Here is a 12,759-nt window from a genome sequence, read left to right on the forward strand (position 1 = left end):
GCCTCATGACCGCAGGACGGCGGCGAGGCGGCGCACGCCCTCGGCCAGCTCCGCCTCCGACGCCGCCGTCCCGTAGCTGATCCGCAGGTGGGGGGCGGGGGCCTCGGCGGGGAAGAACGGGCGCCCCGCGCTGACCAGGACGCCGGCGCGCAGCGCGGCCTCGGCCAGCGCGGTGTCGTCCACGCCGTCCGGCAGCCGGGCCCACAGGTGCAGACCGCCCGCCGGGCGGTTCACCCGCAGCTCCGGCAGGTCGCGGGCGAACGCGGTGAGCAGCGCGTCCCGGCGTGAGCGCAGGGCGGTCCGGACGGCCCGCAGGTGGCGCGGCCACACCGGCGAGCTGACCAGCTCCAGCAGCGTCTCCTGCAGCGGCCTCGCGGGGAAGAACTCCTCGACGAGCTGCGTCGCGCGGATCCGCTCGGCGACCGGCCCCCGGGCGACCACCGCCGCCACCCGGAGGCTGGGCGCGGTCGCCTTGGTGAGGGACGCGACGTGCACGACCCGGCCGTCGGCGTCCTGCGCGATCAGCGGCGGCGGGGGCGCGTCGATGCCGAGGTGCCGCGCGAAGTCGTCCTCCACCACGAACGCGCCCGCCGCGCGCGCCACGTCCAGCACCCGCTCGCGCCGCTCGGCCCCCAGCACCGTGCCGGTCGGGTTGTGGAAGGCGGGCTGGGTGTAGAACACGCGCGCCCCGCTGATCGCGAACGCCTCGGCGAGCAGGTCGGGACGGACGCCGCCCGCGTCCACCGGGACGGGCACCGGATGCAGCCCGCTCGCCCGCGCCACCGCCAGGACGCCCAGGTACGTCGGCGACTCGACCAGTATCGGGGCGCCCGGCGGGAGCAGTGCCCGCAGCACGGTCGTCAGCGACTGCTGGCCGCCGCTCGTGATCAGCACGTCGGCGGGGGCGACGGCGCCGCCGACCGTGCGGGCGAACCAGGCGCGCAGCTCCGGCGCGCCGCCGAGCCGCGGCATCTCCCACGCGTCCGGGCGCCGGGCCGCCCGCGCCGCCGCCGTCGCGAGCGCCCGCACCGGCTGGAGCGTCGGGTGCAGATAGCCGCCGCTGAGCGCGACCACGCCGTCCGGCGCCGGGGTGAGCAGCCACGACACCCCGGACGGGTCCACGGACCGGTCGCCGAGCGTCACCGCCTGCCAGCCGAAGTCGGCCGGTTCCGCGGCGGCCTCGGCCCGCGGCGCGGCGAACGCCCCGCTGCCCGGCCGCGTCACCACCAGGCCCTCGGCGGCCAGCAGCCCGAGCGCCCGCGACACCGTGACCGGGCTGACCCGGTCCCGCTCGACCAGCGCACGGCTCGACGGCAGGCGCTCGCCGGGGCTCATCCGGCGGACCTCCGCGCGCAGCCGGCCGGCCAGCGCCGCCACACTGCTATCGTCTTTCATGAGGAACAAAGATAGCGCTACTGTCCCCCCGCGGATAGCGGCCGGCACCCGCGGGGCGGGCCTGGGGCTCGCGGCGCTCGGCGTCCTGACCTTCTCCCTCACCATTCCGACGACGGTCTTCGGGCTCGAAGGGCTCGACCCGTACATGATCGGCATCGGCCGCTCCGCCGCCGCGAGCGTCCTCGCCGCCGTCGCACTGCTATCGGTCCGGGCGCGCCCGCCGCGCCGCGGGCAGTGGGCGAGCCTCGCGGTCGTCGTCGCCGGAGTGGTCTTCGGCTTCCCGCTGTTCTCCACGCTCGCGCTCGACCACGGCGCCACCTCCGGCCACTCGGCGGTGGTCGTCGGGCTGCTGCCCGCAGCCACCGCCGTGCTCGGGGTCCTGCGCGCGGGGGAGCGGCCCTCCCGCGCCTTCTGGCTCGCGAGCGCGGCCGGCGCGGCCTGCGTCACCGCCTTCGCCCTGGTCCGCGGGGCGGGCCGCGTCACGCCCGCCGACCTGCTGCTGTTCACCGCCCTTCTGACCTGCGCGGCCGGCTACGCCGAGGGCGCGCGCCTGGCCCGCGACATGCCGGGCTGGCGGGTCATCTCCTGGGCGCTCGTCCTGGCGGCCCCCGTCACCGTCCCGGTCACCGGGTGGCTGCTCGCCACGACCCACCCCGCCTGGACGGCCCACACCGTCCTCGGCTTCGGCTATGTGTCCGTCTTCTCCGCCTACCTCGGCTTCTTCGCCTGGTACGAGGGACTGGCGCGGGCCGGGATCGCCCGCGCCAGCCAGATCCAACTCACCCAGCCCATGCTCACCCTGTTCTGGTCGGGCGTCCTCCTCGGCGAACGGATCGACGCCACGACCGCGCTGGCGGCCGTGGCCGTGCTGGTCTGCGTGGCCCTCACCCAGCGCGCCCGCATCCGGCGCGCCCTGCCCGACGTCGCGCAGGCCCGTGCGCCCGAAGTGCCCGCCGGGCGTGCGCGGCGCGGTGAGGTCAGTCCTTGACGATCTGGGCCAGGAGCGTGATGACCGCCACGCCCACCCCGATCGGGATCGCCAGATCCGGGGCGGCGGCGGCGAGGGCGGCTGCGCCGATCGCCACCAGGACGATCACTAGGGCCCGCGTGCTGATCAGGGGGCGGGGCTCACCCTGTCTAGGTGGGACTCGCATGCCGGTTGACCTCCATCCGTGTGGACGGTAAGGACCGGGCGGCTCCCCCATCGAGACCAACGGGTCGACACCACGAGCCGCCTCGTGGATACAAGGTTCCCCTCTTGTCAACCGCTGCCGCGCGCGGCGCGCGAACACGTCCCAACCATGATCGTTTTATGGCCGGATCGTGGGACGCGGCTGGGGCGCCGCTGGTGCGGCCCGCGCCTGGCGCCTGGATCTTCCGACATGATTGCGTGATGCGCGTTATGGGGCGGGCCGGTCGAATTCTGGGGTGGGCGACGGCCTACGTGCTCGGCCTCGCCGCGCTGGTGTTCGCCGGGGTCTGGGTGTGGTGGCAGCCCGAACCCCGGGCGCGCGGCACCGAGGCCAACGCACTCTGGGCGCGGCACCAGTGGGTGGGGGAGCCCCACAGCGACGCCGAGTACAGGGCGCTCGGAGAGCTGCTGAAAGAGAACCGCATCACCGACGTCTTCTTCCACGCGGGGCCGTTCGAGGCGGACGGCACCGTGCCCGAGGCCAAGTACCGCTACGCGCGGCAGCTTCTCGCCGCCGTGCACCGGTACGCGCCGGGCGTTCGCGCGCAGGCCTACCTGGGGCAGATCCGGGTGGTGGACGGCCAGGGCGTCATCGACCTTGACGACCCGGCCGTGCGGGCGCGGGTGCTCGGGACGGACGCGGCCTTCCTCGACCTGGGGTTCGACGGCATCCACTACGACTTCGAGCCGATCTACCCCGATGACCGCGCCTTCCTCGCGCTCATGGACGCCACCCGCGAGCTGACGCGGTCGAAGGGGAGGCTGCTGTCGGTGGCGCTGGAGCAGCAGACCCTCCTGGACGGGGCCCAGCCGATCTACAAGGCGCTCCTGCCGCGCACGGGGAAGTTCCACTATCCGCCGCGCCCCACCCGGGATTTCCTGCGCGCCGTCGCCGACCGTGCCGACCAGGTCGCGATCATGACCTACGACGTGTCGCTGCCCACGCGCTCCCTCGCCGGGTGGCACTTCGCCCGGCACACCCGCACGACGCTGGAGCTCATCGGCGACCGCACGACGGTCTTCATGGGCGTCCCCACGTACCGGCCCCTCATGGAGTGGGCGGAGGACCTGCCCGTCGCCCTGCGCGGCGTCCGGCGCGGGGTCGATGATCTCGAACGGCCGCCCAGGCGGCCCTACGGCGTCGGCGTGTACGCGGACTGGACGACCAGTCCGGCCGAATGGTCACGTTACCGCGCCACCTGGCTACCCCAAGCGACAGGAAGTTTTGGCGGCTGAGAAACCCACGCCGCGACGTTCCGAAACTCGCGTTTGCCCAGGTAAAAAGGGGTGGATACCCGCACAATCCCGGGGGTAGTGGAGGGTGCGGAAGGTCAAGCCTCGACAGGCGGATGGCAAAGGGAAGTGGGGACGGCCGATGGGCACTCAGCAGTCCGCGCGGCACGACGCCGACCGTATCGGCGAACTGGCGGCCGAGTTCGCCGGGTGGCGGATCGGCCGGGGCGGGTCCGGGCAATGGTGGGCCGTCCGGGGGAACGACCTCGTGCGCACGCACGACGTCGAGGAGCTCCGCGTCCGCCTGCATGAGATGACCGCGGGGTCACGTTATCCAACCGAGTCCGGGACGTGGCCGGACTGACCCCGTAACGCGGCATTTGCGTGCCACGATGTCGGTTGTGGGAGCCGCCGCCACGCGTACCCCCGAGCGTGTGGCGGCGGCTTCCTCCCCGATTTCTCCCGTTCCGCTTCGACCTGCGGGTCCAAGTGGAAGGGCCGGAACGGTACCGTTCGTTGCATGGCACCCAGCACATCCACTGACGCTCCGTTCGGACGGATGCTGACCGCCATGGTCACCCCGTTCCTGCCGGACGGCGGCGTCGACTACGACGGCGCCGCGCGCCTCGCGACCCACCTGGTCGACGACCGGCGCCATGACGGCCTCGTCGTCAACGGGACGACGGGCGAGTCGCCCACGACGAGCGACGAAGAGAAGAGCACACTCCTGCGCGCGGTCATCGAGGCGGTCGGCGACCGCGCCGTGATCGTCGCCGGTGCCGGGACCAACCACACCGAGCACAGCCTGAAACTCGCGCGGCAGGCCGAGGCCGCGGGCGCGCACGGCCTGCTCGTGGTCACGCCGTACTACAACAAGCCCCCGCAGGAGGGCCTCGTCCGCCACTTCACGGCGGTGGCCGACGCGACGGCGCTGCCCACCATGCTGTACGACATCCCGGGCCGCGCCGGGGTGCCGATCCAGAACGACACGCTCGTGCAGCTCGCCGAGCACCCGCGGATCGTCGCCGTCAAGGACGCCAAGGGCGACCTGTTCGGCGCGTCCAGGGTGATGGCCGAGACCGACCTCGTCTGGTACTCCGGCGACGACAACCTCAACCTGCCGTGGCTGTCGGTCGGGGCGGCGGGGTTCGTCAGCGTGGTCGGCCATGTGGTCGGCGTCGAGCTCCATGAGATGATCGACGCATACCGCGCCGGCGAGCACGGGCGGGCGCTGGAGATCCACCGGCGGCTGCTGCCCGTGGTCGCCGCCATCATGACCCGTACGCAGGGCGCCATCGCCGTCAAGGCAGCGCTGAACCTGCTCGGCCTCCCCGGAGGCGGCCCGCTTCGCGCGCCGCTGGTGGAGGCCCCGCCGGAGTTCGCGGCGCACCTGCGCGAAGACCTCACGATAGGGGGAGTCAAAGTGCCCGAGGTCGTCATCCCGGAGGTCGCCCGGTGAGCCATCCTCACCCGGAGCTCTCGGAACCGCCCGCGCCGCCCAAGGGGGGGCTGCGGATCGTCGCACTCGGCGGGCTGGGGGAGATCGGCCGCAACATGACGGTGTTCGAGTACGGCGGTCGCCTGCTCATCGTCGACTGCGGCGTGCTCTTCCCCGAGACCGAGCAGCCCGGCATCGATCTGATACTGCCCGACTTCGAGTACATCAGGGACCGGCTGGACGACATCGAGGCCGTCATCCTCACGCACGGCCACGAGGACCACATCGGCGCCGTCCCGTACCTGCTGCGCGAGCGCCGCGACATCCCGCTGGTCGGCTCGCGGCTGTCGCTGGCGCTGCTGGAGGCCAAGCTCACCGAGCACCGCATCAAACCGGTGACCAACGTGGTCGCGGAGGGGGAGCGCCGCGCGTTCGGGCCGTTCGACTGCGAGTTCCTCGCCGTCAACCACTCGATCCCGGACGCGCTCGCCGTCGCCGTCCGCACGCCCGCCGGGCTCGTCCTGCACACCGGCGACTTCAAGATGGACCAGCTCCCGCTGGACGGCCGGCTCACCGACCTCCCGGGGTTCGCCCGGCTCGGCGCCGAGGGCATCGACCTGCTGATGTCGGACTCGACGAACGCCGAGGTGCCGGGCTTCGTCACCAGCGAGCGCAACATCGGGCCGGTCGTGGACGAGGTGTTCCGCACGGCGCAGGGGCGGCTCATCGTCGCCTGCTTCGCCTCGCACATCCACCGCGTCCAGCAGGTCCTTGACGCCGCCGTCGCCAACGGCCGCAAGGTCTGCTTCGTCGGGCGGTCCATGGTCCGCAACATGGGCGTCGCGCGCGAACTCGGGTACCTGAACGTCCCCGAGGACATCATGGTCGAGCAGAAGGTGATCGACGACATCCCCGGCGACCGGCTCGTGCTGGTGTGCACCGGTTCGCAGGGCGAGCCGATGTCGGCGCTGTCGCGGATGGCCAACCGCGACCACTCGATCCGCATCACCGACCGCGACACCGTGATGCTGGCGTCCTCGCTGATCCCGGGCAACGAGAACGCGGTCAACCGCGTCATCAACGGCCTCACCCGGTGGGGCGCCCGCATCGTCCACAAGGGCAACGCGCTCGTGCACGTGTCCGGGCACGCCTCGGCGGGCGAGCTGCTGTACGTGCTCAACATGACCAAGCCGGCGAACTTCATGCCCATCCACGGCGAGTGGCGGCACCTGCGCGCGCACGCCAAGCTCGCCGCGCTCACCGGCGTGCCGGAGGACGGCATCGTCATCGCCGAGGACGGCGTCGTCGTCGACCTCCTGGACGGCCAGGCCAAGATCGTCGGTGCGGTGCCCGCCGGGTACGTGTACGTGGACGGCCTGTCGGTCGGCGAGGTCACCGAGACCTCCCTGAAGGACCGGCGCATCCTCGGCGAGGAGGGGTTCGTCTCCATCGTCATCGGCCTCGACTCCACCTCCGGCAAGCTCGTCGCCGGTCCCGAGGTGCACGCCCGCGGCGCCGGCATCGTCAACGAGGACTTCAACGAGGTCATCTCGCGGATCGAGGACGTGCTGCGGGACGCCGCCGGCGACGGCGTGAACGACGTGCACCAGATCAGCCAGCTGATCCGGCGCACCGTCGGCAAGTGGGTCAGCGAGAACTACCGCCGCCGCCCGATGATCATCCCGGTGGTCGTCGAGGTCTAGCGGCTCCGCCGTCCGGACGGCCGCGGTCCGGGCCCCTTCGCAGGGGCCCGGGGCCGCGGCCGTCCGCTCGACACGCCAGCCCGCGCCATCCCGGGAACCGCGAGGGTCCTTGGTTACTCTCATAAGCATGGCCACACGTGCGTCTGGAGGCGCGAAAGCCTCCTCGCGTGCGGGGGGCACGGCGACTCGCAAGCCCGCAGGTCCGGCCCCCCGGAAGCGACCCAGCGGCAACTCCAAGGGCGGCCGCGGCTCGGGCCGCGGGCGCCCCCCGCAGAAGCCCGACCCGATCCCCCAGGCGGTCCTCGGGTTCTTCAAGCTCCTGTTCAAGCTGTACCTGCTGGCGGCGGTCGCGGTCGGGTCGGTGTTCCGCGCCTACGGGAACGGGGCCCGCAACCTCGACCCCGAGCACCGCCGCGACGGGCTGGGGCTGGCGCTGCTCGGCTCGTCCATCGTGCTGGCCTCCGTCACCTGGTTCCGGCCCGACGGCGTCGTCACCATCGCGCTGGAGAAGGTGGTGCGCGGCGGCCTCGGCATCATGGCGATGGTCCTGCCGGTCCTGCTGGCTCTGCTGGCGTGGCGGACGCTGCGCCACCCCGAGCACCACGAGGACACCGGCCGCGTCGTGATCGGCATCACCGCGCTCGCCGTGGGCGTCCTCGGCATCCTGCACATCGCCGCCGGCGTCCCGTCCCCCGCCAAGGACATGGACGGCGTCCGCGAGTCCGGGGGCGTGGTCGGCTGGCTCGTGTCGGCCCCGCTGGACGCGGCGCTGAGCGGGTGGGTGGCCGTCCCGCTGCTGCTGCTCCTGTCCGGGTTCGGGCTGCTGGTCGTCACCGCGACGCCGATCGCGAAGGTGCCCGAGCGGGTCACCGACCTGTGGGCGATGGCCACGCTGCAGAGCCGCCCCGAACGCCCGTCCGCGGGCGAGACCGAGGGCGAGGCCGCCCCGAAGAAGCGCCGCCGCAAGAACAAGACCGAGGACGGCGGCGAACTGGAGGTCGGCGAGCACTCCAAGCCCTACGACACGCCGCTGCTGGAGGACGAGCCGAAGAAGGCCGGCCGGCCCCGCCGCGACCTCGCCGACGAGCTGTTCGAGCCCGACCCGTTCGGTGCGCAGGTCCCACCCCCTGCCCCGCCCGCCGACGGCGAGCCGATGGACGAGCACGTCGCCGGCGAGTCCATGGCCGCCGATCCGATGGCCGCCGATGCGACGGCCGGGCCCGCGACCGAGGCCGAGCACCCCGAGGTGCGCGACCCGACGCCGGCGCCGCGCCGGACCGAGCAGCTGCCGCTGTCGTCGTCGGGCGAGATCTACGTGCTGCCCGACCCGACGGCGCTGCGGCCCGGCAGCGTCTCCAAGCCGCGGACGAAGGCCAACGACACGGTGGTGAACGCGCTCACCGGCGTGCTGGAGCAGTTCGACATCGACGCGCAGGTCACCGGGTTCACCCGGGGCCCGACGATCACCCGGTACGAGATCGAGCTCGGCCCGGCGGTCAAGGTCGAGAAGGTCACCGCGCTGACCAAGAACATCGCCTACGCGGTGAAGAGCGCCGACGTGCGCATCATCTCCCCGATCCCCGGCAAGTCCGCGATCGGCGTCGAGATCCCCAACACCGACAAGGACATCGTCAGCCTCGGCGACGTGCTGCGCTCGCCCGCCGCGACCAACGAGCACCACCCGATGATCGTCGGGCTCGGCAAGGACGTCGAGGGGCGCACGGTCGTGGCGAACCTGGCGAAGATGCCGCACATCCTCATCGCGGGCGCCACCGGGGCCGGCAAGTCGACCTGCATCAACGGGCTCATCACCTCGATCCTGATGCGCGCCACGCCCGACGAGGTGCGGATGATCCTCGTCGATCCCAAGCGGGTCGAGCTGACGATGTACCAGGGCATCCCGCACCTCATCACACCGATCATCACCAACCCGAAGAAGGCCGCCGAGGCCCTCGAATGGGTCGTCGGCGAGATGGACCGCCGCTACGACGACCTGGCCGCGTCCGGGTACCGGCACATCGACGACTTCAACAAGGCGGTGAAGGCGGGCAAGATGACCCCGCCGCCCGGCAGCGAGCGCGTCTACACCCCGTACCCGTACATGCTCGTCATCGTGGACGAGCTGGCCGACCTGATGATGGTCGCGCCGCGCGACGTGGAGGACTCGGTCGTCCGCATCACCCAGCTCGCCCGCGCCGCCGGCATCCACCTCGTCCTGGCGACGCAGCGCCCGTCGGTGGACGTCGTCACCGGGCTCATCAAGGCCAACGTGCCGTCCCGGCTGGCGTTCGCGACCTCGTCGCTGTCCGACAGCCGCGTCATCCTCGACCAGCCGGGTGCGGAGAAGCTCGTCGGGCAGGGCGACGCGCTGTTCCTGCCGATGGGCGCGAGCAAGCCCATGCGCCTCCAGAACGCCTACGTCTCCGAGAAGGAGATCCACAGCGTCGTCGACCACTGCAAGGGGCAGATGGAGGCGAGCTACCGGGAGGACGTCGCCGCGGCCGGCGCGCCGAAGAAGGAGATCGACGAGGAGATCGGCGACGACATGGACCTGCTCGTCCAGGCGATCGAGCTGGTCGTGTCCACCCAGTTCGGGTCGACGTCGATGCTGCAGCGCAAGCTGCGCGTCGGGTTCGCCAAGGCCGGCCGGCTGATGGACCTGATGGAGAGCCGCGACATCGTCGGGCCCAGCGAGGGCTCCAAGGCGCGGGACGTGCTGGCCAAGCCGGACGATCTCCCCGGGGTGCTCGCGGAACTGCGCGGCGGCGGCTGAGCGCGGTGCCGGGGCATTGCGGAATGATGCGAAATCTTGCCCTGTTTCGAACGTGTTGGCAGTCGCCGAACGGGCAAGCCCGTTCCTAGACTGATCTCACAGTCGTGCGAGATCGGCCACGAGCTCCTCAGAGGAGGCCCGGCGTGAGCATCGGTGAGACCTTGGCGGAGGAGCGTCAGCGGGCCGGTCTCTCGATGACACAGGTGAGCCTCCAGACGCGGATACGCGAGACCGTCATCCGCGGCATGGAGGCCGACGACTTCTCCGCGTGCGGAGGCAACTTCTACGCCCGTGGCCACATCCGCAGCATCTCGCGCGTGATCGGCATCGATCCGGAACCGCTCGTCGCCGAGTTCGACGCCGCGCACGGCGGTGCCCCCCAGCCGGTCTCGGCGGTGTCGGCGTTCGAGCCGGAGCAGCCGGTCGCGTTCCGCGAGCGCCGGTCGCCGAACTGGAGCGCCGCGATGGCGCTCGCCCTCGCGCTCGTGGTCATCTACGGCGTCGTCCAGGTGGTCGGGCACGGCGGTGGCGAGCGGCGCACCGCGCGGCAGGTCGCCGGGACGCCCGCGCCGTCCAGCCCGTCCGCCGCGCCGTCCGCGCCCAAGAGCAGCGCCCCGGTCGCGGAGGCGCCGCGCACCAAGGTCGAGGTGCGGGTCGAGGCGAAGCGGACGACGTGGCTGAACGTCCAGGGCGACAAGGGCAGGTCGCTGTTCAGCGGGATGATCCGCGAGGGCGACCAGAAGAGCTTCAGCGCCACGAAGAAGGTCCGGCTGGTGATCGGAGTCGGCGGCAGCGTCAACCTGACCGTCAACGGCAAGGACCTGGGCTCGCCCGGCAAGGGCAAGGGCGTCCAGCGGCTGACCTTCGACCGCAGCGACCCCGAGCCGGCCTGATCCGGGGGCCTCGCCAGGGGCCGGCGCGATCCGTCGCCCCACGGGACGTTTCCCGCGAGGATGCCGCGGGCCGATGGTCGGTATCCGAGCGGGGGCCCATTACCTTAGGGGCATGTCCACTCGCCGCAAGGTCTCACTCATCACGCTCGGCTGCGCCCGCAACGAGGTCGATTCCGAGGAGCTCGCCGCGCGCATCGAGGACGCGGGCTGGGACCTGGCGGACGGTGCGGACGGCGCCGACGTGGTGGTCGTCAACACCTGCGGGTTCATCGAGGCCGCCAAGAAGGACTCCATCGACACGCTGCTGGCCGCGCACGACTCCGGCGCGAAGGTCGTCGCCGCCGGGTGCATGGCCGAGCGGTACGGCAGCGAGCTGGCCGAGGCGCTCCCCGAGGCCGACGCGGTGATCGGCTTCGACGACTACACCGCGATCGGCGAGCGTCTCGACGACGTCGTCGCGGGACGCAGGCGCGACGCGCACACCCCGCGCGACCGCCGCACCCTCCTGCCGATCAGCCCGGTCGAGCGGCGGGCGCACGCCTCCCAGGTCGCCGTTCCGGGGCACGGCGGGCAGGACGACCTGCCGGCCGGCGTGGCCCCGGCGTCGGGTCCGCGGGTGCTGCGGCGGCGCCTCGGCGGCGGCCCGGTCGCGCCGCTGAAACTGGCGTCCGGCTGCGACCGGCGCTGCACGTTCTGCGCGATCCCCGCGTTCCGCGGAGCGTACGTGTCGCGCCCGCCGGCGGAGGTGCTGGAGGAGGCGCGCTGGCTCGCCGACCACGGCGTCCGCGAGCTGGTCCTCGTCAGCGAGAACTCCACGTCCTACGGCAAGGACCTCGGCGACCTGCGGGCGCTGGAGAAGCTGCTGCCGGAGCTCGCCGCGGTCGACGGCATCGAGCGGGTGCGGGTCAGCTACCTGCAGCCCGCCGAGACGCGCCCCGGCCTCATCGAGGCGATCTGCGGCACGCCCGGCGTCGCGCCGTACTTCGACATGTCCTTCCAGCACGCGAGCGGCCCGGTGCTGCGCTCGATGCGCCGGTTCGGCGACCGGGAGCGGTTTCTCGGGCTGCTGGACCAGATCCGCGCGCTGGCGCCGGAGGCGGGCGTGCGCTCCAACTTCATCGTCGGGTTCCCGGGCGAGGGGGAGGACGACTTCGAGGAGCTGGCGGAGTTCCTGTCGGCCGCCCGGCTCGACGCCGTCGGCGTGTTCGGCTACTCCGACGAGGACGGCACGGAGGCCGCGAACCTGGACGGCAAGCTCGACCCCGCCGACGTCGCCGCCCGCGTCGAGGAGCTGTCCGGCCTCGCCGAGGAGCTGACCGCGCAGCGCGCCGAGGACCGCGTCGGCTCCGTGGTCCGCGTCCTGCTGGAGGACAAGGCGGACCAGGCGGGGGACGGCGGCTTCGAGGGCCGCGCCGAGCACCAGGCGCCCGAGGTGGACGGGACGGTCCTGGTCCGCGGCGAGGGGCTCGCGCTCGGCGACATCGTGGAGGCCCGGGTGGCGGGCAGCGACGGGGTGGACCTCGTCGCCGACGTCTCATGATCGCCGGCACCCCGGAGCCGGTCGCGGGCACCCCGGATCCGCCGCAGGCCGGCCTCTGGAACATCGCCAACGCGCTGACGCTGCTCCGGATCGCGCTGGTGCCCTTCTTCGTCTGGCTGTTCTTCCTGGACGGCACCGGCTGGCGGCTCGCCGCCTTCGCCGTGTTCGCGGTCGCCTCGATCACCGACAAGATCGACGGCGACATCGCCCGGGCGCGCGGCCTCGTCACCGACTTCGGCAAGATCGCCGATCCGATCGCGGACAAGGCCCTCACCGGGGCGGCGCTGATCAGCCTGTCGGTGATGGGCGAGCTGTGGTGGTGGGTGACCGCCGCCATCCTGGTCCGCGAGATCGGCATCACGGTGATGCGGTTCGTCGTGATCCGCCGCGGCGTGATCCCGGCGAGCAAGGGCGGGAAGCTGAAGACGACGCTCCAGGTCTTCGCCATCGGCTTCTACATCCTGCCGGGCCCCCTGGACTACCTGCGCTGGGTCACGATGGCCGCGGCCCTCATCGTCACGGTCGTCACCGGCGTCGACTATGTCGTCCAGGCGTGGCGCATGCGCCGCGCGTCCGAAGGGGCCGCCTGAAC

The 12,759-nt window shown here is 72.6% G+C and carries 11 protein-coding genes; 9 read left to right on the forward strand and 2 right to left on the reverse strand.

What is annotated here, in order from left to right; translation table 11 throughout:
- Positions 1-3: 3 nt before the first annotated feature.
- Entirely contained in the window at positions 4-1,395 is a 1,392-nt protein-coding gene (locus tag AB0H37_RS08525; RefSeq protein ID WP_329093769.1) for a PLP-dependent aminotransferase family protein, read from the reverse strand.
- Here AB0H37_RS08525 and AB0H37_RS08530 point away from each other — a divergent pair.
- Positions 1,394-2,383 (forward strand): DMT family transporter, encoded by a 990-nt coding sequence (locus AB0H37_RS08530; protein WP_360611971.1) that lies wholly within the window; start codon positions 1,394-1,396, stop codon positions 2,381-2,383. The genes AB0H37_RS08525 and AB0H37_RS08530 overlap by 2 nt on opposite strands.
- Here the strand turns inward: AB0H37_RS08530 and AB0H37_RS08535 are convergent.
- Positions 2,373-2,549 carry a hypothetical protein gene (locus tag AB0H37_RS08535; protein ID WP_179278875.1) on the reverse strand — a complete coding sequence of 59 codons (177 nt, stop codon included), beginning with the start codon at positions 2,547-2,549 and terminating at the stop codon, positions 2,373-2,375. The genes AB0H37_RS08530 and AB0H37_RS08535 overlap by 11 nt on opposite strands.
- A gap of 239 nt (positions 2,550-2,788) precedes the next feature.
- Between AB0H37_RS08535 and AB0H37_RS08540 the strand changes: the two genes are divergently transcribed.
- The 8 genes from AB0H37_RS08540 to pgsA all read left to right on the forward strand — a co-directional run bounded on the left by AB0H37_RS08540 (position 2,789) and on the right by pgsA (position 12,757).
- The gene (locus tag AB0H37_RS08540) at positions 2,789-3,823 is read left to right on the forward strand and encodes a hypothetical protein (RefSeq protein ID WP_360611972.1); all 1,035 of its coding nucleotides are present in this window, start codon (positions 2,789-2,791) and stop codon (positions 3,821-3,823) included.
- 139 nt (positions 3,824-3,962) lie between these two features.
- The gene (locus AB0H37_RS08545; protein WP_185023197.1) at positions 3,963-4,184 is read left to right on the forward strand and encodes a hypothetical protein; all 222 of its coding nucleotides are present in this window, start codon (positions 3,963-3,965) and stop codon (positions 4,182-4,184) included.
- A 156-nt stretch (positions 4,185-4,340) separates the two neighbouring features.
- Complete coding sequence (gene dapA / locus AB0H37_RS08550) at positions 4,341-5,279, forward strand: 4-hydroxy-tetrahydrodipicolinate synthase (RefSeq protein ID WP_179833497.1); 939 nt, start codon at positions 4,341-4,343, stop codon at positions 5,277-5,279.
- Positions 5,276-6,961 (forward strand): ribonuclease J, encoded by a 1,686-nt coding sequence (locus AB0H37_RS08555; RefSeq protein ID WP_360611973.1) that lies wholly within the window; start codon positions 5,276-5,278, stop codon positions 6,959-6,961. The genes dapA and AB0H37_RS08555 overlap by 4 nt, the downstream gene beginning before the upstream one ends.
- A gap of 127 nt (positions 6,962-7,088) precedes the next feature.
- Positions 7,089-9,734, forward strand: coding sequence for a DNA translocase FtsK (locus AB0H37_RS08560; RefSeq protein WP_360611974.1), 2,646 nt, complete (start codon positions 7,089-7,091; stop codon positions 9,732-9,734).
- Positions 9,735-9,877: 143 nt separating this feature from the next.
- On the forward strand, positions 9,878-10,627 hold the full coding sequence (locus AB0H37_RS08565; protein WP_179833500.1) for a helix-turn-helix domain-containing protein: 750 nt from the start codon (positions 9,878-9,880) through the stop codon (positions 10,625-10,627).
- 112 nt (positions 10,628-10,739) lie between these two features.
- Entirely contained in the window at positions 10,740-12,167 is a 1,428-nt protein-coding gene (rimO, locus tag AB0H37_RS08570; RefSeq protein ID WP_360611975.1) for a 30S ribosomal protein S12 methylthiotransferase RimO, read from the forward strand.
- Positions 12,164-12,757: a CDP-diacylglycerol--glycerol-3-phosphate 3-phosphatidyltransferase gene (gene pgsA, locus AB0H37_RS08575; protein ID WP_360611976.1), complete on the forward strand. Its 594-nt coding sequence runs from the start codon at positions 12,164-12,166 to the stop codon at positions 12,755-12,757. The genes rimO and pgsA overlap by 4 nt, the downstream gene beginning before the upstream one ends.
- Positions 12,758-12,759 lie beyond the last annotated feature (2 nt).

It is taken from the genome of Actinomadura sp. NPDC023710 (genome assembly GCF_040639875.1).
Lineage (GTDB): Bacteria > Actinomycetota > Actinomycetes > Streptosporangiales > Streptosporangiaceae > Spirillospora > Spirillospora citrea.